The 20,064-nt window shown below is 40.1% G+C and carries 18 protein-coding genes; 11 read left to right on the forward strand and 7 right to left on the reverse strand.

Annotation, left to right across the window (positions count from 1 at the left end; genetic code table 11):
• Positions 1 to 108: 108 nt before the first annotated feature.
• From I5907_RS18260 to hppD, 3 genes are all read right to left on the reverse strand, one after another.
• Positions 109 to 1,143, reverse strand: a complete 1,035-nt coding sequence (locus tag I5907_RS18260) for a LacI family DNA-binding transcriptional regulator (RefSeq protein ID WP_196992231.1) — start codon at positions 1,141 to 1,143, stop codon at positions 109 to 111.
• Positions 1,144 to 1,459: 316 nt separating this feature from the next.
• Positions 1,460 to 2,311 (reverse strand): L,D-transpeptidase family protein, encoded by an 852-nt coding sequence (locus tag I5907_RS18265; RefSeq protein WP_346266794.1) that lies wholly within the window; start codon positions 2,309 to 2,311, stop codon positions 1,460 to 1,462.
• Positions 2,312 to 2,374: 63 nt separating this feature from the next.
• Positions 2,375 to 3,508 carry a 4-hydroxyphenylpyruvate dioxygenase gene (hppD, locus tag I5907_RS18270; protein WP_231402161.1) on the reverse strand — a complete coding sequence of 378 codons (1,134 nt, stop codon included), beginning with the start codon at positions 3,506 to 3,508 and terminating at the stop codon, positions 2,375 to 2,377.
• A gap of 380 nt (positions 3,509 to 3,888) precedes the next feature.
• Here hppD and I5907_RS18275 point away from each other — a divergent pair, with 380 nt between their 5' ends.
• Positions 3,889 to 5,007, forward strand: a complete 1,119-nt coding sequence (locus tag I5907_RS18275; protein WP_196992232.1) for a 5-(carboxyamino)imidazole ribonucleotide synthase — start codon at positions 3,889 to 3,891, stop codon at positions 5,005 to 5,007.
• Between the two features lie 42 nt (positions 5,008 to 5,049).
• The gene (purE, locus tag I5907_RS18280; protein WP_196992233.1) at positions 5,050 to 5,577 is read left to right on the forward strand and encodes a 5-(carboxyamino)imidazole ribonucleotide mutase; all 528 of its coding nucleotides are present in this window, start codon (positions 5,050 to 5,052) and stop codon (positions 5,575 to 5,577) included.
• Between the two features lies 1 nt (position 5,578).
• Here purE and I5907_RS18285 read toward each other — a convergent pair whose 3' ends face one another.
• On the reverse strand, positions 5,579 to 6,271 hold the full coding sequence (locus tag I5907_RS18285) for a lysoplasmalogenase family protein (protein ID WP_196992234.1): 693 nt from the start codon (positions 6,269 to 6,271) through the stop codon (positions 5,579 to 5,581).
• Positions 6,272 to 6,294: 23 nt separating this feature from the next.
• Positions 6,295 to 7,170 carry a hypothetical protein gene (locus tag I5907_RS18290; RefSeq protein WP_196992235.1) on the reverse strand — a complete coding sequence of 292 codons (876 nt, stop codon included), beginning with the start codon at positions 7,168 to 7,170 and terminating at the stop codon, positions 6,295 to 6,297.
• A gap of 65 nt (positions 7,171 to 7,235) precedes the next feature.
• Between I5907_RS18290 and I5907_RS18295 the strand changes: the two genes are divergently transcribed.
• From I5907_RS18295 to I5907_RS18320, 6 genes are all read left to right on the forward strand, one after another.
• Positions 7,236 to 7,595, forward strand: coding sequence for a hypothetical protein (locus I5907_RS18295; protein WP_231402162.1), 360 nt, complete (start codon positions 7,236 to 7,238; stop codon positions 7,593 to 7,595).
• A gap of 36 nt (positions 7,596 to 7,631) precedes the next feature.
• Positions 7,632 to 8,111: an FKBP-type peptidyl-prolyl cis-trans isomerase gene (locus I5907_RS18300; RefSeq protein WP_196992236.1), complete on the forward strand. Its 480-nt coding sequence runs from the start codon at positions 7,632 to 7,634 to the stop codon at positions 8,109 to 8,111.
• 110 nt (positions 8,112 to 8,221) lie between these two features.
• The gene (locus I5907_RS18305) at positions 8,222 to 8,440 is read left to right on the forward strand and encodes a hypothetical protein (protein WP_196992237.1); all 219 of its coding nucleotides are present in this window, start codon (positions 8,222 to 8,224) and stop codon (positions 8,438 to 8,440) included.
• Positions 8,441 to 8,780: 340 nt separating this feature from the next.
• Entirely contained in the window at positions 8,781 to 10,193 is a 1,413-nt protein-coding gene (locus I5907_RS18310) for a DNA recombination protein RmuC (RefSeq protein WP_196992238.1), read from the forward strand.
• Positions 10,194 to 10,314: 121 nt separating this feature from the next.
• Positions 10,315 to 13,302 (forward strand): anti-phage protein, encoded by a 2,988-nt coding sequence (locus tag I5907_RS18315; RefSeq protein ID WP_196992239.1) that lies wholly within the window; start codon positions 10,315 to 10,317, stop codon positions 13,300 to 13,302.
• A gap of 1,455 nt (positions 13,303 to 14,757) precedes the next feature.
• Positions 14,758 to 15,288, forward strand: a complete 531-nt coding sequence (locus I5907_RS18320) for a hypothetical protein (RefSeq protein ID WP_196992240.1) — start codon at positions 14,758 to 14,760, stop codon at positions 15,286 to 15,288.
• Positions 15,289 to 16,720: 1,432 nt separating this feature from the next.
• On the opposite strand, the gene I5907_RS18325 is transcribed toward I5907_RS18320, so the two are convergent.
• The gene (locus I5907_RS18325; protein WP_196992241.1) at positions 16,721 to 17,290 is read right to left on the reverse strand and encodes an REP-associated tyrosine transposase; all 570 of its coding nucleotides are present in this window, start codon (positions 17,288 to 17,290) and stop codon (positions 16,721 to 16,723) included.
• Between the two features lie 292 nt (positions 17,291 to 17,582).
• Here I5907_RS18325 and I5907_RS18330 point away from each other — a divergent pair, with 292 nt between their 5' ends.
• Positions 17,583 to 17,999, forward strand: coding sequence for a nucleoside deaminase (locus tag I5907_RS18330; RefSeq protein WP_196992242.1), 417 nt, complete (start codon positions 17,583 to 17,585; stop codon positions 17,997 to 17,999).
• 263 nt (positions 18,000 to 18,262) lie between these two features.
• The gene (locus I5907_RS18335; RefSeq protein WP_231402163.1) at positions 18,263 to 18,748 is read left to right on the forward strand and encodes a hypothetical protein; all 486 of its coding nucleotides are present in this window, start codon (positions 18,263 to 18,265) and stop codon (positions 18,746 to 18,748) included.
• A 41-nt stretch (positions 18,749 to 18,789) separates the two neighbouring features.
• On the opposite strand, the gene I5907_RS18340 is transcribed toward I5907_RS18335, so the two are convergent.
• Positions 18,790 to 19,194: a hypothetical protein gene (locus tag I5907_RS18340; RefSeq protein WP_196992243.1), complete on the reverse strand. Its 405-nt coding sequence runs from the start codon at positions 19,192 to 19,194 to the stop codon at positions 18,790 to 18,792.
• 350 nt (positions 19,195 to 19,544) lie between these two features.
• Between I5907_RS18340 and msrA the strand changes: the two genes are divergently transcribed.
• Positions 19,545 to 20,051 carry a peptide-methionine (S)-S-oxide reductase MsrA gene (gene msrA, locus I5907_RS18345; RefSeq protein ID WP_196992244.1) on the forward strand — a complete coding sequence of 169 codons (507 nt, stop codon included), beginning with the start codon at positions 19,545 to 19,547 and terminating at the stop codon, positions 20,049 to 20,051.
• The last annotated feature ends 13 nt before the right edge of the window (positions 20,052 to 20,064 follow it).

Below are 20,064 nucleotides of genomic sequence, written 5' to 3' on the forward strand. Positions count from 1 at the left end.
GTAAGCTTTTGCATAACAGGCATGAGCCTATGGTCCATTACTAGAGGGCTGTCGCATTTATTTATGTTTATGGTTTTAGATAAGCAGTTACGTCAATACCTTCGTCAGTCAATTCGATTTTCCGGTAGATGATTCTCTGAAAAACAATACCGGATCAAGCACGATCTTGGTATCGTCTTTCACCCTGGCTTTGCCATCGTTAGCTTTGATAATTTCCATCAGTAAGTTAAACGCCTCTTTGCCCATTTGTACCGTTTGTTGATCTACTGATGATAAAGCCGGGGTAATATGTTCATCAAAATTTTCATTAGCAAAGCCGATGATGCCAAAATCTTCGGGAATTTTTACATTCCTTTCTTTCATACACTTGATAACGCCCAGGGCCGTAAAGTCTTCCACCGCAAAAACCGCATCCGGCGGTGCTGTTAAATTCAGAAAATAATCTGCAGCCTCTTTGCCGGATTCCAGTGATACATTTCCCTGGTAGATATATTCATTAACAATGGTCCTGTTGTTGGCCAGCAGCGCATCTTTATAACCACTCAACCTGTCCCTGAAACCCTTGATGTGCTGCGGACCGGCCACATGCGCTATTCTCGCATACCCGTTTTTTATGAGGTGCTCTGTAGCCAAAAATGCACCGCGGTAATCGTCTATTACTACAGAAGGTACCTGCAACTCTTCGTTTGTGCGGTCAAAAAAAACAAGTGGAATATTACGCTTCCTCAATTCTACATAATGTGTATAATCTACTGTTTCTTTTGCTATAGATGCCAGTATACCATCTACCCTCGCACTTAAGAAAGTTTCAATTGCCTTCTTTTCGAGCGACGTTGTTTCTTCAGACTGATAAAGGATTATACTGTAGCCATTGCTGCTGGCAGTGTTTTCTATACCGTGCACCACCGACCCAAAAAAGTTCATTTGTGCACTGGGTATAATTACGCCTATTGTGTGCGACTTACCGGATCTTAACGAAGACGCAAGCTTATTTCTCCGGTACTTCAGTTGCCGGGCTTTCTCCTGCACCAGCTGCTTTGTTTCTGTACTTATACGCGGATGATCGTTCAGCGCCCTTGAAACAGTAGCGGTTGTTAGGTTCAATTCCCTGGCAATATCGTGTATTGTTATTCTCTGAGACAAAGTGCGCAATCGTGTGCACAAGTTAGCATTTTCTGAAAACGCCAAGTGCTTTTTTTAAACTATTTTTTAACAGTTTTTAGCATTTACTTATCCAAATTTATCATTATTGGATACTCCAGGAAAAATAAATGTCATTTTTACAATTATTAATGAATTTACGCAACAAAGAAGGGAAACAACAGGTGATTACACAACACAAAAAAACAACCCATTGGGTGTATGAACCGCGAACCGGAGATGCTTATTGATATGCAGATGAACGGACTGCGACGCAACGAAGATGCCACAAAGTACTGATGCCGGAGTTATACCTATACTACATAATAAAATACTCGCCCTTTTTGCCTACTGCAATAACAGGCACACGCTTTTCCTTATCAAAATATTCGTATGCTTCTTTGAGTTTTACAGAAAAAGGTTCTATACCGGGATTGTCTTTGAAAAGACGGTTGAGGTAATCTACACTTTTGGAATTGTTGTACCGCACCGGGAAGATGTGTACGGGAATAAAATCCTGCCCGTTATTTTTTGCCGCGGCTGCAATTACGTACAACTCTTCTATCTGCATATCATTAATGGGTATGCAGCCAACCGTAACACAACTGCCATGAATGTAAATACCGCCGCCGGGGCGCAGTGAATCGCTGAGTTTTTTATCTGACTGGTTGGGATAATTGAGTTTAAGCGACAGGTGAAACTCGCTGCGGGGGTTGAATTCAGTAATATAATAAAAACCTTCTGGCACCTGGTAATCGCCTTCCATACGTTTGGGCCCCAGCGTACCCGCCAGTGCGCATACGCGATAAGTCTTGAACAGCTTGAAAGATTCGCTTTGTTCATTGCGTACCCATATCTCCATCTGGCTGTCGTATTTAAAAGACCTGATGTAGATCTCTTTGGGTGGCCATACAAGACCCGCCTTTTCAAACTGCTTTATAATAGTATCCTGTCTTGTTTTAATGGCTACCGCCACTTTAGGGTAGTTCTTTTGTGCATCAAAAAAAGAAGGCTGCGCTTTTGCAACCACCAATACCAACGTAAAAAACAGCGACAGTGCCACGTACTTCATGCCAGCGAAATTATCGATTGTATTAAAAAATGTAACGACAGATGAGAAAAACTTTCTGATGAACTGGTAAAAACGCATGGCAATCTTCAATATTGCCACAGTAATACATAAATAACAAAGCCTTCTCAACCGGAAGGCTTTGTATAATATGCAAAATTATGTTTACAGGTTTCCCCTGAGGTCCTGCTCTCTTTCTATAGCTTCAAAAAGCGCTTTAAAATTTCCTTTGCCAAAACTCTTAGCGCCCTTGCGTTGTATGATCTCGAAAAACAATGTAGGCCTGTCTTCTACAGGTTTGGTAAAGATTTGTAACAGATACCCCTCATCATCCCTGTCTACTAAAATGCCAAGATCTTTCAGCGGCTCCAGGTCTTCATCTATGTGCCCCACCCTTTCCAGCAGGTCATCGTAATAAGTTGAAGGCACTTTTAAAAATTCCACACCACGGTTTTGCAGTTCCGTTACAGTTTCTACAATATTATTTGTTGCAAGTGCCACGTGCTGGCAACCCTCGCCATCATAATATTCCAGGTACTCTTCTACCTGCGATTTTTTCTTGCCTTCTGCAGGTTCGTTGATGGGAAATTTTACAAACCCGTTGCCATTGCTCATTACCTTGCTCATCAGCGCTGAGTATTCGGTAGAAATATCGTTATCATCAAAACTCAGGATGTTCCTGAAACCCATTACATTTTCGTAAAACTTAACCCATGGTGTCATCTGGTTCCAGCCCACATTACCTACGCAATGGTCTACATACAACAAACCGGTTGATGACGGGTTATAAACAGTTTTCCACTCCCTGAAACCGGGCATGAATACTCCGTTGTAGTTTTTTCTCTCCACGAACAGGTGCACAGTATCTCCGTAGGTATGAATGCCGCTTGTTACCACTTCCCCATGTTCATCGGTAATGGTTTGTGGCTCCAGGTAGCTTTTAGCGCCGCGTTGTGTTGTTTGCAGCCACGCATCTTTCGCATCATCCACGCGCAGCGCAAGTGTTTTTACACCATCACCATGTTTGTATATATGATCAGCAATGGCATTGTTTGCTTTAAGTGGCGTGGTAAACATAAAAGTAAGCTTATGCTGCCTTACCACATAGCTTGCCCTGTCTTTTAAACCGGTCTCCGGCCCTGCATACGCAAGACTTTGAAAGCCGAAAGCTGTTTTGTAAAAATGAGCGGCCTGTTTGGCATTGCCCACATAAAATTCTACATAATCAGTACCCTGCAATGGTAAAAAATCAGTATTGTTTACGGCTTTTTTGCCGGGAGCAATCAATGTGTCCATCATAAAAATTTTTTAGGTAAGAAAAAGATGATGAGCCGGGCAACAGAACAAGCATGATGCTTCTGTTGCGTCGCACTCTTGTACGTTCTGTTCGCTTTGCAACACGATGAGCGTTTGCCCAATCGCTAAAAAAAAGGGGAATCCATAGCAAGCGCTTCCATAAGCAGGGAATAGTTAAAGCGCTTGTCACCAAAAATTTTATGTGGATAGTCTGGTAGCATCGTTAGGGCAAAGTTATAAAAATAAACAGCTAAATCCGCAACTCAAATTATCTTCGCCATGTAGCACAATTATTGCTTACAGGTAGCGCCCCGGGGCAAATGTTACAAGGGGTTCATAGCGCAACACAATGCATTGCTCATAAAATTTTTTAAACATATAAAATGAAAGTTGGAATTCTTGGTGGTGGTCAGTTAGGAAGAATGCTTTTGCAGGCAGCAGCTAATTATGTGGTGGAAACATATGTACTCGAAAATGATGAACAATGCCCCGCGGCACACCTCTGCCATCATTTTGTAAAGGGCGATATCAAAGACTTTGAGACCGTGTATAATTTTGGAAAACACCTGGATGCAGTGACCGTAGAGATAGAAGCTGTAAATGTGGAAGCACTGGAAAAACTGGAACAGGAAGGTGTAAAAATTTATCCCAAACCTTCGGCCATCAAAACCATCAAGAATAAGATAACACAGAAAGAGTTTTACAAATCCAACGAAGTGCCCTCACCCGATTTCAGAATTACCCACAGCATTGCCGAGCTAAACTATCATACCAGTTTTTTGCCCGCAGTACATAAACTCGGCGAGGGCGGTTATGACGGTAAAGGCGTGCAGGTATTGAAAACAGAAAAAGAATTCGACAAAGCTTTCGACGCGCCGTCTGTGCTCGAAAAAATGGTCAATATCAAAAAAGAAATCGCCATCATCGTAGCCATGAACAGCAAAGGAGAAACGGCGTTCTTCCCTCCTGCAGAAATGGTATTCGATCCTGTACTCAATTTGCTGGATTACCAGGTAAGCCCCGCAAAACTTACCAACGAAGTATTGTGGAAAGCAGAGGCCATTGCCATTAAACTGGTAAAGGCGTTGAACAGCCCGGGCTTATTTGCCATTGAAATTTTTGTTGACAACAACAATGAAGTGCTGGTAAATGAAACAGCGCCCCGTGTGCACAACAGTGGCCACCATACTATTGAAGCAAATTACTGCAGCCAGTACGATATGCTGTGGCGCATTATGCTGGATTACCCGTTGGGCAATACAGACCCTATTCTGCCCTCTTCCATCGTAAATCTCCTGGGCGCAGAAGGCCATAGCGGCGAAGCAAAATACGATGGCCTTGATGAAGTACTGAAGATGGATAATGTATTTGTGCACCTGTATGGTAAAAAGCAAACCAAGCCTGGTCGTAAAATGGGGCATGTAACGATCATCAGCAAAGAGTACAATGAGCTTACCTATAAAGCACACAAAATAAAAAACACACTTAAAGTCATCAGTTAGGTCACGCATTACATTTAAACACGAACAAATATTTACAGGTATATGTCAATCAATCAACCGGTAGTAGCTATTATCATGGGCAGCGATAGTGATCTGAACATCATGCAGGCTGCGGCAGACATACTAAAAGCGTTTGATATTGCATTCGAACTTACCGTTGTTTCCGCACACCGCACCCCGTTACGAATGGTTGATTATGCCTCCAAAGCAAAAGATCGTGGTCTTAAAGTGATCATTGCCGGTGCCGGTGGTGCAGCACACTTACCTGGTATGGTTGCGTCCATCACACCATTGCCCGTTATAGGTGTACCAATCAAATCATCCAACTCAATCGACGGGTGGGATTCTGTGCTATCCATTTTACAAATGCCCAACGGTATACCGGTGGCAACAGTGGCCCTTAACGCCGCCAAAAATGCCGGCATCCTCGCCGCCACTATCATCGGTGCTTTTGATGACTCTGTCAGTAAAAAAGTAAGCGCTTACAAACAACAACTGGAGCAGGAAGTAATGGCTAAAGTAGACAAACTGCAAAATGATGGGTGGAACAACACTTATGACGTGCATTAACTTACTTCCTCAAAAAACGTATCACACCCAGGTAAAGAATAAAAATAGCTGCGGCATATGTCACCATTACCAGTATGCCTCCATACCTTATATCCAATGCAAACTTCTGCAGGGCAAGCAGTGAATCCGACAATACAAAAAACAATGCGCCGGGTATAAAATAAACCTTTGCCAGTTTCTGCAGGCTTTTGTTATTAACGGTATGTATAGCGGTCAGCAACATCAGACCAAGCACAATGGCGTACAACCCAACCGGTATCTCCATGTTGTTCCGCATAATTCCTGTATGGCACACAAACAACAAAGCTCCAATATAAACGAGTATGATAAATGTGTTTGCAAAGAGAAACAGCCGGTACTTATCAGAAAATTTTTTCAGCCGCAAAAAGAAATAAATAAAGAACAGGTGTGCAAGCAAAAAGCCCGACAGGCCCAGGATGAAATTGCTTAGTTCCGCGTCATTCAGTAAAAAGAAATCGCCCAGGAAGCAAAAGAAAAATGCCAGTGTGATTATCACTTTCGATTTCCTGTGCTTCGTTTCCTGGGAGGCCGCATAAACGCCAATAAGTAATACGGGCACCAGCAACGTTTTGGTATAAATCCTGTAATCATGCAAGCCCTGCGATATCAGCACACAGTCTGTTACAAGCAATCCCCAAAAAATGAACGGCAGTATTCGAAGTATCTTTTCCATTACCAGGGTTTATAAAATTACTGTCACTGTTTAATGCTGATCTTTCTTCCCAATAATTTTTGCAGGGAGTCCCGCATCACAGTTGTATCAGCGGTCTTTAATTTGTACCGCAGATACAGTGTATAATAAGTTACTGTATCTTTTTTGGTACTGTCAACAAACGATGGATGTTTGAAAGCTTTCAGTGCATTGGTACGCTGGTATGCTCTTGCCGCCGAAGTGGTTGTCTCATGTACAAACTTGTAAAAAGCAGAATCGCCGGTTGCAGCAATAACTGCCGAATCCGGCCGGGATACACTGTCTTTCACCACTGTGGCACTATCGTGCACAACCGGTGTTTGTATAACCTGCGCCGCTGTATCTTCAACTGCGGCTGACGGTTCAGCATTAGCTGTACTTTTTTCCAGGAAGAGTTTATAAGTCCCCCATCCCACTACACCAAGTACACCCAAAACAATCAGTAAGGCAATAAAAGTAAGAACCCCTTTGTTGGAAGACTTCTTTACCATCAGCGGCGCTTCCTGTTTCATTTTTTGTTTGCGCGGTTCCTCTTTCCTGTGCGAGGGATCAAATGGTGCAAACTCGTAAGTACCACTGCTGCCCAGCTTAAACATGCCCACACCTTCCAGTTCGTACGGTTTGCCAATATTCATAAACTGGCGCATCAGTTCTACAAAAGATTCAATGTCAGAAGCGATCAGCGCTTTATTCTTGCCTGTCTTTTCAGCAATATATACAATCAGTTCCGGGGTGGTAGCGGCACGCTTGTTATAGGTAAATTTAAAAGATGCCGGATCTGCAGGAGAATGACCTTCCATTACCAGTTCCCCTACTTTTTCAAAAGACACCTGCCTGTGTTCATATATATAGTCTCTTATAAGCGTATCGTAATGGTTCACTTTTTTTTGGCAACAAAATACCGATTTTACATGCATTGCAACAAAATTTACTGTAATCATTTTTCATGCAGCATGTTACCTTTGCACGTATGCTTTCAAAAAACGATGAAGATTTCATCCGCTACTGGCAGAAGAACCGCGGTAAAGAAAAGAAGTTGCTCAGGCAATTGTTCATCGGCCTGCCGCTTGGCCTGCTCATTGCGGGCGGTGTGGTGCTGTCACTTGATCTGGGCTGGTATAGCCGCGCCAATATGGTAGCCAATACACAAATGAATCCTTACGTGCTGCTGATCGCCGTTATAGGCATTGCCGTTTTTACGGCCATCTTCTACAAAAAATACAAGTGGGACATGAATGAGCAACACTACAAAGAGTTACTGTATAAAAAACAACAGGCAGATCAGCATGCCGGTGCAGCCAATTAACTGCATATATTGTCTTTACCAATACAAACAACTGCAATGAGGAACCTGTTAACGGCTGTCATCACTTTTCTGTTGCTATCCGGCTGTGGTAAAAAAGACAACAATGGCATGTGCACCAATGTGGCGCCGGAGACCGAGGCTGCTATAATGGCCAAATTTTGTGCAGACCATATGATCAGTGCCAGTACAGATGAGAATGGCATTTTTTACCAGATCATGAATCCCGGCACCACGCCCTCACCGGACTTGAATGATACAGTATTTGTGTTGTACAAAGGTTCTTTCTTAAACGGTAATGTGCTCGACGAAAGCCTCTCTGCCCCATATGCCAGCGAGCTCAATGATTTTATTGATGGCTGGAAGCTGGGCCTGCAAAAGATCTCCAAAGGCGGGCAGATAAAAATGGTTATCCCATCTTCCCTTTGTTATGGTTGTAACGGTATCCCCGGCGCCATACCATCCAATACCATTCTATACTTTGAAGTCACGCTCGTGGATGTAAAACAAATGCCCTGATGTTGGTGAATGGTGAATGGTCAATCGTGAATGGTCAATCGTGAATGGTCAATCGTGAATGGTCAATCGTGAATAGTCAATCGTGAATAGTCAATCGTGAATGGTCAATCGTGAAACGTGAAACGATAAACGTGAGATACTTTCATCCTATCAACGTAACTGCTATCACGCATCGTGCTGATGCAACTACCACTGCCGAAGCCACAGTAGCACAAAAGCTTAATCAGGGCGAAAGAAAGAAAAGTGCTGTATATCTTTTCTTTCCTGACTTTTTGGTTCTTTTGCGTCAAGGCAAAAGAACAGGAAACAACTTCATAGAAACAGCTTAAACACAGCACCTAATTAAAACTGAGAAGCATTCTCCTAAAACAAAACCGATATTCCGCATCGTGCTGATGCAATTACCACTGCCGAAGCCACAGTAGCACAAAAGCTCAATCAGGGCCAATGAAAGAAAAGTCCTGTATATCTTTTCTTTCCTGATTTTTTGGTTCTTTTGCGTCAAGGCAAAAGAACAGGAAACAACTTCGTAGAAAAAAAGCCAGCCGCACAGGCTAATAATCCCCTACGGTTTCCCGTAAAAAAACAAAGGCACAAAGAAGTGACTTTTGTTTGTTCGAAAAAAAATTTATCTTACCAACATCAACCCACAAAGGTTGCTCACCCAACATGACGCCGGAATTGATACTACTCATCATCATTGCAGTATTACTGATCATTGTACTCGCCAGGCTGTTTACTACCAATAACCTCCAGGGCGAAGTGCAACGCATAGAACAATCGGTAAAAACAGAGATCGCGGCCAACCGCAAAGAAGCGTTTGAACAAAGCGCCTATGCAAGAAAAGAACTGCAGCAGTCGCTGTTGTCTTTTGAGGACAAGCTCAATCACCTGACCAACACGATTGACCATAAACTCACTGCGTTCTCAGAAAGCAATAACAACAATGCACTGGCCAGCCGCACCGAAATAAAAGATGCATTGAATAACTTCAAGAAAGACCTTGCACAAAGCATTACAGAACTCAACAGCATACAAAAAGATAACTTCTTTGCACTGCTCAATAAACAAAGCGAACAAAACACAGACACCAGCACAAAGCTCGACAGCATGCGACAAACCATTGAACAAAAGGTTACCGCCATGCAGCAAAGCAATGAACAAAAGCTCGAGCAGATGCGCATAACCGTTGATGAAAAACTGCAGCAAACTTTAGAAGCACGGCTCGGCGAAAGTTTCAAACTCGTAAGCGAACGTCTCGAAGCTGTGCACAAAGGTCTTGGCGATATGCAGCAGCTTGCCACCGGTGTTGGCGATCTTAAACGTGTACTCAGCAATGTAAAAACACGTGGCGTACTTGGCGAGTACCAGCTCGAGAACATACTCGAGCAAACACTCACCACAGAACAATATGCAAAGAATGTAAAAACAAAACAAGGCAGCAATGCACTCGTAGAGTTTGCCGTAAAACTCCCCGGCACCGCAGATAAAACATTATGGCTGCCCATAGATAGCAAGTTTCCCAAAGAAGATTTTGAGTTGCTGCTGCAGGCATACGAGCATGGCGATAGCACACTCATAGAAGAAAGCCGCAAAGCTTTTGTACGCGGCATAAAAAAATGCGCCGCAGACATCTGCAACCGTTATATCGATCCGCCAAACACCACAGACTTTGCCATACTCTTTCTGCCCTTCGAAAGTTTATATGCAGAAGTGTTGCGCACACCGGGTCTGTTCGAAAGCATACGCACCGAATACAAAATAAACATTGCCGGACCCACCACCCTCTCCGCCTTCTTAAGCAGTTTACAAATGGGTTTCCGCACACTCGCCATAGAAAAGCGCAGCGGCGAAGTATGGCAGTTACTCAGCGCCGTAAAAACAGAGTTTGGCAATTTCGCAGGCTTGCTCGATAAAGCACAGAAGAACATACAAACCGGCCTCGACCAGTTAGAGCATGTTGCAGGCGTACGCACAAGAGCCATACAAAAAAGATTAAGAAATGTAGACACACTCCCCGATACCGAAGTACAAAAAATATTACCCGAACTAACAAATGAAGAGGTGAGTGATGAAGAGTAGAAAATTTTTAGGTGGCCGGCAAAAGTATTTCATGGCATCGACTGTTGCGTCGCACACTTGTGCTTAAGGAATAACATTAAACGTTCATAAATAAGAAATAAAAATAATAAAACAAAAAGTTATGAGAATTGGTTTGGTTCACGTGACAGATATTCATTTTACCGCTAAAACAGATATTTCTAAAAAGATTGCTCCTTTCAGCCGTGCCGTTATTAACGATTTTTCTGATATTTCACATATTTATTTCATTATTAGTGGAGATATTGCTAACAGTGGTGATCCAGCGGAATATAAATCAGCAGAAAGCTTTCTAAGCATTTCAAAACAATTTATACAAGGAGAAAAGAAAGATGCAATCATAAAATATATGATTGTACCCGGTAATCATGATTGTAATTTTTCGTTGGATACGCAATTAAGGAAGAACTCACTGAACAATATAAATTATGAGTCAATTGGATCAGATGATAGTGTGTTGAAAATTTGCTTATCTGTTCAAGAGCCATTTTGGGAATTCTACAAAAAATATAATGAAGTACCACAGGATAAATTATATTATACAATTACTGAACAAATTGGAGATTATAAAATAATTTTTCATTGTTTAAATACTGCATGGGTATCTCAAATAAACGAAAACCCTGGCAAAATTTTTTTTCCAGTTAAAAACTATGAACCTAAGAGTTTTTCGACAACCCATTTGAATATTGGAGTATGGCATCACCCTTTAAATTGGTTTAATCCGAATACTCAAGAAAACAATAAAAAAGAATTCGAAAACTTTGTAGAAACAGTAGCTCCGATACATTTTTTTGGGCATGAACATGAGCAGACTTTTTACATAAATGAAAATAAAAATTCAGGCGCAAAAGTCAACTTACTTTCAGGTGAACTCTTTAATGACGGTAAAGAAAAAAAATCTGGATTTCAAATAGTTGTTCTAGACTTAGTAGCAAATAAAGGGATTTTAAAAAAATACAAATGGCAAAAAGACTTTTATGATTCTAACAAAAAAGATGAAATAAATATTTACAAGTATCAATTTAAACAATACAAAATAAATCCTCTTTTTGCTCAAAAACTTGAAGAGATAAAAATTCCTTTAAAAATTGATAATAAAAAAGAAATTAAACTGCCGGAAGTTTTTATATACCCCGATCTTGAATTTTTAAACAGTGAATCAAAAGATTTAGAGAGATACACAAGTTCATCAAGGCTTCTTAAAGATTCCTTTGAATATTCTATTATTGATGGTGAAGCTCAAATTGGAAAAACGAGTCTGCTTTCAATGCTATACTTAGATCTTCTGGAAAATGATGTTGTGCCTCTTTTTTTACAAGGAAGTCATATTGTAGACAAAAATCTGGACACAATTCTTGAAAAGAATTTTCATGAACAATACTTAGATGAAAATTTCGAAAGATTCAATCAACTTGATAAAAAGAACAAAGCGCTTTTGATTGATGATCTCCACGATTGTATTTTCAACTCGAATACCTCGAGAGATATCTTAGAAAGTCTCCAAACCCGATTTGGCAAAATTATAGTAACTATTGATTCTGCGAATAGTTTTCTTTCAGCAATGTTAGGCGAAATAAAAAATACGAATTTTTTCTCTATAAAGCCACTAGGCTATAAAAAAAGGAATGAGCTTATTGAAAAATATCAACTTTTGAAACATAACTCTTTAACATTAGACGAGCAAACATTTCTTGATTCTGTAAAAATATCCTTTGACAATGTTCAATCAATACTAGGTGACAAACTGATGCCTTCATATCCGATCTATATTTTATCAATTTTATCTGCTTTAGAATATAAGCCTTTAAATCAAGACGAAACATCATTTGGGTACTGTTATCAAACTCTAATCCATTATGCTTTGGTTAAAGCTGACGTGAAAAATGAAGACATTGATGGCTACCTAAATTTTCTAACCGAGCTTGCTTATCACTATATTGAACATGATATAAGTTACTTAAGCACGGAAGAACTGATAAGATTTTTCGCTTCCTATCAAGAAAAATACATAACAATACCTTACGATACTTTGATAAGCACTTTAAAAAAATCCAAAATAATAATTGAAAAAAATGCCAACACGGAGTTCGGTTATAGTTACATTTTGTACTTTCTAGGAGCGAAGAAAATTTCAGATATAATTCATACAAAAGAAGGAAAGAATATTATTAGAAAGTTTTTTGAAAAAGTACATATTGAACGATATGCATATATACTTGTTTTCATAACCCATCATTCGAAAGATATTTCTTTCATCGAAGACTCTCTCATAAATTCAATGTCACTGCTTGAAAATATAACACCAATTTCATTAGAAAAAAATGATATATTTTATACTAGAATAGAAGATATAGCAAGGGAAGTAAAGAAAGATGTTCTACATACTGATAGGAAGCCAAAGCAAGAAAGAGATAAAATGCTTACTTCAAGAGATGAACAACAACGTGAATTTCAAGAGAAAAACATAGATGAAGGAGATTTATCTGAAAAGATGTTACCTTTTCAGCAGGCATTTCGATCAATAGAAATTGTTGGACAGATTATAAAAAACAGGAAGAGATCTTTAGAAATTCCACAATTAGTTCAAATGATTGCAGAGCTTTATAGAACAGGCTTTAGAACGATTAGTTATGTAAGCAATATGTTAGATAATGACAAAAATGAACTTGTCGAGTCGATTCTTAAAGACGAAAAAGACCTTGATAGAAATGAAGTTGAAGATAAAATAAACAAACTTCTACAAATGATAAGCCTCCAAGCTTGTGTAAGTGTTTTCTATAAACTGACTTTATCGCTTGGCAGTAAAGATTTAAAAAAGATTTATTTAGATGTTGCAAAAGAAATAAAAACTCCTGCCGCGAAGCTAGTCACGTTTGGAATTAACTCGTATTACAGTACAGTAAATATCGATGAAATAAAAGAGTTGGCAGATGATTTCAAAAATAATATAGTTGCATTAAGAATTTTGAGGGGGCGCGTAAAATCGTATGTTTATAATAGAAACCTAGACTACAAAACCAAACAAAAAATTGCTAACGCTTTAAATATGGATTTGATTCAAAAAGTCAATCCTAGGGAAAAACAATAATTTCTGTTTCCGCAGAGTCCCCCCAAATGGTCTAAGTATGGTAGTTACTGGCGCAAGTATAAAGTCAAGCGTTGTAGCGTAGGGCACTTGTGCCTTAGTTGCACCTACCATTTTTCCAAAATAAATTTTCGAATTAATAATTAGATGCAATTACTAACGTCAAAGGAACAACTGTAATAACTATATAAAGTGTCTCAGATGTATCGTGCCTTACTTCATCATACATTCTTTTAAGATCAATTTCAATGTTAAAATGTTTTGCTAATTGCACAAGAAGTTCGTTTACTTGTTCTTTACTTGAATATGGAAAATAGACACACTTTACATCCTTCCGCCCTAACTTATTAGTTATAAAATATTCATAGGAATTATTATTCACACGAGCCAAGGTTGATAACCCGAGGATATATTGATAAATGACAGTATTGGAAAGTTCAAATTTCAAATCCCAACAATTTGGAATTGTAAAATTTGGTTGTGAGGGATAATTTTTATTTATAAACTCAATAATCCCCAAATGGTCTAAGTATGATAGTCACTGGCGCAAGTATGCAGCTTAGCTTTTGCAGTGCAGCGTATTTGTGCCTTAGCAAAACGTAATTATTATCCAAGGCATAAGTACGCCAACACACAATAACCCAACTCTGCATACTTGTGCCAGTAGCTTTGATTCTGGACAATTATACTGTCACAACAAGCGGATCAATTAAAATAATATCAAGCATTCCCGCCAAATGGTCTAAGTATGATAGTCACTGGCGCAAGTATGCAGCTTAGCTTTTGCAGCGAAGCGTACTTGTGCCTTAGTAAAACGTAATTATTATCCAAGGCACAAGTACCCCCAAATGGTCTAAGTATGTAAACCTGTTCACTGGCACCCAAATGGTCTAAGTATGTAAACCTGTTCCCCAAATGGTCTAAGTATGGTAGTTACTGGCGCAAGTATGCAGCTTAGCTTTTGCAGCGCAGCGTACTTGTGCCTTAGTAAAACGTAATTATTATCCAAGTCCCCCAAATGGTCTAAGTATGATAGTCACTGGCGCAAGTATGCAGCTTAGCTTTTGCAGTGCAGCGTATTTGTGCCTTAGCAAAACGTAATTATTATCCAAGGCATAAGTACGCCAACACACAATAACCCAACTCTGCATACTTGTGCCAGTAGCTTTGATTCTGGACAATTATACTGTCACAACAAGCGGATCAATTAAAATAATATCAAGCATTCCCGCCAAATGGTCTAAGTATGTAAACCTGTTCACTGGCGCAAGTATGCCCCAAATGGTTTAAGTATGGTAGTCACTGGCGCAAGTATGCAGCTTAGCTTTCCCCAAATGGTCTAAGTATGTAAACATGTTTCACTGGAGCAAGGTACTGTTTGCAATTTCAAATAATTCATGCATTAATTTTGCAAAAGCCGCGAGGATGCAAACGGCGATGCCTTATAAATTCAAAAAAATGAAGCACATACAACAAGCTTTTATCGTTTCTGCTTTTAAGGAAATGGATGATTTAGCTATACAGTTTACAGAAACGCTTACCTATTTAAAACGGTTTGATACAATTAACAAAGCCTATTCAGATATTTTATTTCGTTCATTAAAATTTATTGCCGAAATAGAAAACTTAGGCTTTACAGATATTGAATTTCAAGAAACATGCTTTTTTAACTATGGATTTTCTTTGCAGCATAAAATATCTTGGAATATGGACAGAAAAGCTGTTTACATTGATGGATATATTGCTAAGGACCTTAAGGTACATTTTAGAGAATTTAATAAACGCAAAACAAAAATTGATATAACCGAACATACATCTTTAAATGGCCATTCAACAAGTAAAGAGTTGATTAGTATTTATGATGGTTTCTTATCTCGAAAAGAAGAGTTTCATGAAAAACAAACACTCATTGTTGAAAATAATAAGCTCAATAAAATTATTGAAAGACTAAAAAAAGCAAATAAGGAATTAAAAGCTAAAGCTAAATAAGTCCCCAAGTGGTCTAAGTATGTAAACCTGTTCACTGGCGCAAGTATGCAGCTTAGCTTTTGCAGCGCAGCGTACTTGTGCCTTAGTAAAACGTAATTATTATCCAAGGCACAAGTACGCCAACACACAATAACCCAACTCTGCATACTTGCGCCAGTATCAGTAGTGGAATTAATAAAAAATTGTATTGCTTTTTCCTTTTAAATTAAAATTTTCGTCCCCACAGAGTTACCCGCAGGGAACTCTGTGGGATCGGACGTGACACAACCAAAGCTGCACAAAGAATTTATAGCTCATTACATAACTGATCTGCCCCCAAATGGTCTAAGTATGTAAACCTGTTCACTGGCGCAAGTATGCAGCTTAGCTTTTGCAGCGCAGCGTACTTGTGCCTTAGCAAAACGTAATTGTTATCCAAGGCACAAGTACCCCCAAATGGTCTAAGTATGTAAACCTGTTCACTGGCGCAAGTATGCGGCTTAGCTTTTGCAGCGCAGCGTACTTGTGCCTTAGTAAAACGTAATTATTATCAAAGGCACAAGTACTCCAAATGGTCTAAGTATGTAAACCTGTTCACTGGCCCCAAATGGTCTAAGTATGGTAGTTACTGGCGCAAGTATGCAGCTTAGCTTTTGCAGCGCAGCGTACTTGTGCCCCAAATGGTCTAAGTATGGTAGTCACTGGCGCAAGTATGCAGCTTAGCTTTTGCAGCCCCCAAATGGTCTAAGTATGGTAGTCACTGTCCCCAAATGGTCTAAGTATATAAACCTGTTCAATGGCGCAAGTATGCAGCTTAGCTTTTGCAGCGCAGCGTACTTGTGCCTTAGTAAAACGTAATTATTATCCAAGGCACAAGTACGCCAACACACAATAACCCAACTCTGCATACTTGCGCCAGTAGCTTTGATTCTGGACAATTATACTGTCACAACAAGCGGATCAATTAAAATAATATCAAGCATTCCCGCCAAATGGTCTAAGTATGTAAACCTGTTCACTGGCGCAAGTATGCACCAAATGGTCTAAGTATGGTAGTCGCCAAATGGTCTAAGTATGTAAACCTGTTCACTGGCGCAATTATGCAGCTTAGCTTTTGCAGCGCAGCGTACTTGTGCCTTAGTAAAACGTAATTATTATCCAAGGCACAAGTACGCCAACACACAATAACCCAACCCTGCATACTTGCGCCAGTAGCTTTGATTCTGGACAATTATACTGTCACAACAAGCGGATCAATTAAAATAATATCAAGCATTCCCGCCAAATGGTCTAAGTATGTAAACCTGTTCACTGGCGCAAGTATGCAGCTTAGCTTTTGCAGCGCAGCGTACTTGTGCCTTAGTAAAACGTAATTGTTATCCAAGGCACAAGTACGCCAACACACAATAACCCAACTCTGCATACTTGCGCCAGTAGCTTTGATTCTGGACAATTATACTGTCACAACAAGCGGATCAATCAAAATAATATCTAACAATCCTTTAGTACTTGTATAATAATCTTTAGCAGAACTGTATAACCAGTCTTCAGGCTTTTCAATAAAGCCGGCTGCTACAGGGTTGTTATGCAGGTAATCCAGTTTCTGATGCGTAATTTTTGGAGTATCCAAAACAATTGGTTGATTATGTTGTTGCCAAAACTGAAAGCGAAGATTATTACTGTTTGCGATACCTGCATTTTCCATCATAGATAGCATCCATTCACGTCTGCTTTCTTTTGTATTATTCTTAATAGCAAGATGAAGTGTTTCAGAAGTGTGTCGTTTTAAATCACGCATAATATTCTCCAAAGGATTTCCTGCACTACCAATGATCAAATGAACATGGCTCGTCATAATGCACCATGCATATAATTTCAGGTCTTTCTTTTCAATACAGTAAGAAAGACTTTTAACTATAACATCTTTGTATTCTGTTCTTATAAAAAGGTCGATCCAGTTTATAACTGCAAAGCTTACAAAATACATCTGGTCGTTATTGTTGAATTTGTATTTGCGGCTCATAAAAGAAAAATACAAATTATTATAAAAATAGGACGATTACATTTCTGCTGCATAAAAAACTAACCGTACAAGTGAGTGATCCGGCTAGCCTAAGAATGTAAACAAGCTGTTGGCGCAGGAATGAGGCGTTGGATTTGTGTGTTTGCTTCCTGTGCCTTGCTACAATTTCGTCCCCACAGAGTTACCCGCAGGGAACTCTGTGGGATCGGACGTGACACAACCAAAGCTGCACAAAGAATTTATAGCTCATTACATAACTGATCTGCCTAATTTTATCGCCAAACCTTTTATAATGCCAACGACAAATGATTTTATAGAGCAGTGCATAACCCTGGGCAAACAAGCGGCAGAAAAAGGAAACAGTGCGGTTGGAGCCCTGCTTGTACGGGGTGAGGTGATAATAGGTGCCGCAGAAGAGGCGACAAAAACAAAAAACGATATTACCTGCCACGCAGAAATGGAGGCTATAAGACAAGCTGTGAAAACACTAAACACAAATGACCTTTCGGATTGTGTCTTGTACTCAACACATGAACCATGCATTATGTGCTCTTATGCCATACGGTTTTATAAAATTAGAGCAGTGTTTTACCTGCAGGAATCAACGTATTTGGGCGGCGTATCATCTGCGCTGCCATTATTAACTACAGTAGCCGTTCCACCGGGTTGGAGTGTAGCACCACACATTCATCATATTACCACCTGGTAAGGTTTGTCAACTGTATTGCCGGGCCAGGGCACGCAGTTGGTTGTAAGTATCCTGTTCATTTACAAGTTACCGGCAGCTGGTTCACTAATCAATTTTTGTTGCCACAATAAACCCGGCATACAAGAGTGCAACGCAACAATGCGCAATAGCAGTACAACAGCGGGTAAAAAAACACCTGGCAGTACAATTATTGGCCGGCAGCCAGGATTGGCAAAAAGGTAAGGGCGGTCTATCTTAGTAAAAGTTTACCACAACAGCAACAGATGATGACAACAGTAAGTATCAGTGAAATCAAAAAGGAGCTGGACAGCCTGCCGGCAACAGAGCTTACGCAATTATGCCTCAGGCTTGCGAGGTACAAAAAAGAAAACAAAGAACTGCTGCATTATTTATTGTTTGCTGCACATGACAATGAAACATATGCCAGCCAGGTAAAAGAGGAGATGAATGAACTGTTCGATGATATAAATGCTTCTAATTTGTACTTCGCAAAGAAAACCATCAGGAAAATACTACGTGTTACAAACAAGCACATCCGGTACACGGGAGATAAACAAACCGAGGTGGTGTTGCTGATTTATTTCTGCGAAAAACTGAAGCTGACGGGCATTCCTTTTTATAAAAACAAAGCACTGGAAAATTTGTACCTGCAACAAATAAAAAAGATCAATGTAGCCTTATCATCCTTGCATGATGACATTCAATATGATTTTGCGAAACAGGTAGCAGCACTTGCCCATTACCGTTAATGAACGATAGTGGCTGCAGCCGTTATAACATTGGTCCCGGCTCATTTAAAAGCAAACGTAATCGTCTTATTATTCTCACCTGCAGCTACAGTATCAAGATACCAGGATACGCCTACATGCTCTATCTCGTATACAAAGCCCGCCATTAACGGGGCAGAAGGTGCAGCAGTGATTTTTTTATTGATGATGATCTTATTCGCCTGCCCGGGAATATCTTTTACTTTCATTGTGGTAATGGCAGAATCCAGCAAGGTTTTGTTATCGTCTCTCACAAATACCGAGAAGGTGATGTTGTGTTCATCACCGGCAAAGTCCTCATCTGTGTACAACACAAACTGGAGGTTTCTTTCTGCTGTTGCCGGCGCACTTGTGCCTGTCTTGCTGCAAGACTGCATGAGCAGGAAAGTCAGTGACAAACAAACCAGGAATAAGCATTTCTGTTGCATGTTTTTACTGCAAAATTGCTGCAGGCAATGATCAAAACAAATGAGCTACGCTACGAATGGTGAGTTTTGGTGTATGAAATGAATAAAAGTTTGAATCAACATCAAAGGTGGCTGTACCTGGTTATCCAGGTAAAACTTCTCGTTTCAATCTGACACGGTGAGCGGGAAGTATAGATTGACAAACGCTGACCGAAACTTGCCGAATAAAGCACCAGCCGCACAAGTGAGTGACACAACAAAAGCTTCATAGTAGTAATAATGCTGGCTACATTATACAAAAAATACCTGTCAACCTGCCAGTAAACAAGATTGGCTTTAAAGTTGAATGGTAATAAGAAATACTTAATGATATGGCAATAGAAAAAGCAATACTGGCGGGTGGGTGCTTCTGGGGAATGGAAGAGTTGATAAGGGCCTTACCCGGCGTAAAATCTACCATTGTTGGTTATACAGGCGGTGATGTAAAAAATGCAACTTATCGCAACCATGGCACACACGCAGAAGCGATAGCCATTACTTTTGATACGGAACAGCTGAGTTATCGTAAGCTGCTTGAATTCTTTTTCCAGATACACAACCCCACTACTAAAAACAGGCAGGGTAATGATGTGGGCATGTCTTACAGGTCGGCTATTTTTTACGTGAACAATGCGCAAAAGGAAACAGCACTTGAGTTGATCAATGAGATGAATGCATCGGGAAAATGGCCGGGTGTTATTGTAACGGAAGTGGTAGCCGCCGGTGATTTCTGGGACGCTGAAGAAGAACACCAGGATTATTTGCAGAAACACCCTTATGGCTACACCTGCCACTACATAAGGCCTGAATGGCAGTTGGGTGAAAAAACAGGAGCGTAATAGTTCTTAGGTT

Origin of the sequence: Panacibacter microcysteis (genome assembly GCF_015831355.1) — a bacterium.
Lineage (GTDB): Bacteria > Bacteroidota > Bacteroidia > Chitinophagales > Chitinophagaceae > Panacibacter > Panacibacter microcysteis.

Bases quoted from the DNA above. Each gene is read 5' to 3' on its own strand.
- hppD (WP_231402161.1), bottom strand. From the start codon at position 3,508: ATGATGGACACATTGATTGCTCCCGGCAAAAAAGCCGTAAACAATACT.
- I5907_RS18275 (WP_196992232.1), top strand. From the start codon at position 3,889: ATGAAAGTTGGAATTCTTGGTGGTGGTCAGTTAGGAAGAATGCTTTTG.
- purE (WP_196992233.1), top strand. From the start codon at position 5,050: ATGTCAATCAATCAACCGGTAGTAGCTATTATCATGGGCAGCGATAGT.
- I5907_RS18285 (WP_196992234.1), bottom strand. From the start codon at position 6,271: ATGGAAAAGATACTTCGAATACTGCCGTTCATTTTTTGGGGATTGCTT.
- I5907_RS18295 (WP_231402162.1), top strand. From the start codon at position 7,236: ATGCAGCATGTTACCTTTGCACGTATGCTTTCAAAAAACGATGAAGAT.
- I5907_RS18300 (WP_196992236.1), top strand. From the start codon at position 7,632: ATGAGGAACCTGTTAACGGCTGTCATCACTTTTCTGTTGCTATCCGGC.
- I5907_RS18310 (WP_196992238.1), top strand. From the start codon at position 8,781: ATGACGCCGGAATTGATACTACTCATCATCATTGCAGTATTACTGATC.
- I5907_RS18315 (WP_196992239.1), top strand. From the start codon at position 10,315: ATGAGAATTGGTTTGGTTCACGTGACAGATATTCATTTTACCGCTAAA.
- I5907_RS18320 (WP_196992240.1), top strand. From the start codon at position 14,758: ATGAAGCACATACAACAAGCTTTTATCGTTTCTGCTTTTAAGGAAATG.
- I5907_RS18325 (WP_196992241.1), bottom strand. From the start codon at position 17,290: ATGAGCCGCAAATACAAATTCAACAATAACGACCAGATGTATTTTGTA.
- I5907_RS18330 (WP_196992242.1), top strand. From the start codon at position 17,583: ATGCCAACGACAAATGATTTTATAGAGCAGTGCATAACCCTGGGCAAA.
- I5907_RS18335 (WP_231402163.1), top strand. From the start codon at position 18,263: ATGATGACAACAGTAAGTATCAGTGAAATCAAAAAGGAGCTGGACAGC.
- I5907_RS18340 (WP_196992243.1), bottom strand. From the start codon at position 19,194: ATGCAACAGAAATGCTTATTCCTGGTTTGTTTGTCACTGACTTTCCTG.
- msrA (WP_196992244.1), top strand. From the start codon at position 19,545: ATGGCAATAGAAAAAGCAATACTGGCGGGTGGGTGCTTCTGGGGAATG.